A 517-nucleotide genomic window follows, 5' to 3' on the forward strand; every position below is an offset into this window, starting at 1 on the left:
GATCTCGGCGATCGCCTCGTCCGGCTGGAAGGCCAGCAGGTTCGCGACGTGCTGCCCGCGCGCCTCACGTCCGGCGTCGGGAAGCTCGTACGCCTTCGCGCGGTAGACGCGGCCCTTGTTGGTGAAGAACAGCAGCCAGTGGTGCGTCGTCGACACGAAGAAGTGGTCGACGATGTCGTCTTCCTTGAGCTTCGTGCCCCGTACGCCCTTGCCGCCGCGCTTCTGTGAGCGGTAGTCCTCGGCCTTCGTCCGCTTGATGTAGCCACCGCGCGTGATGGTGACGACGATGTCCTCCTCGGCGATCAGGTCCTCCATGGACATGTCGCCGTCGAAGGGCACCAGCTTGGAGCGGCGGTCGTCACCGAACTTCTCGACGATCGCGGCGAGTTCCTCGCTGATGATGCCGCGCTGACGCACCGGCGAGGCCAGGATCTCGTTGTACTCGCGGATCTTCGCCTGGAGCTCGTCGTGCTCGGCGACGATCTTCTGGCGCTCCAGAGCGGCCAGGCGGCGCAGC

1 protein-coding gene is annotated in these 517 nt (G+C 66.2%); it reads right to left on the bottom strand.

From position 1 onward, the window contains the following. Positions 1–517, bottom strand: a 517-nt coding sequence (locus tag AOK01_RS45725; RefSeq protein ID WP_281181482.1) for a DNA gyrase C-terminal beta-propeller domain-containing protein, incomplete at both ends; no start/stop codon positions are given.

Source organism: Streptomyces aurantiacus (assembly GCF_001418335.1).
GTDB lineage: Bacteria > Actinomycetota > Actinomycetes > Streptomycetales > Streptomycetaceae > Streptomyces > Streptomyces aurantiacus.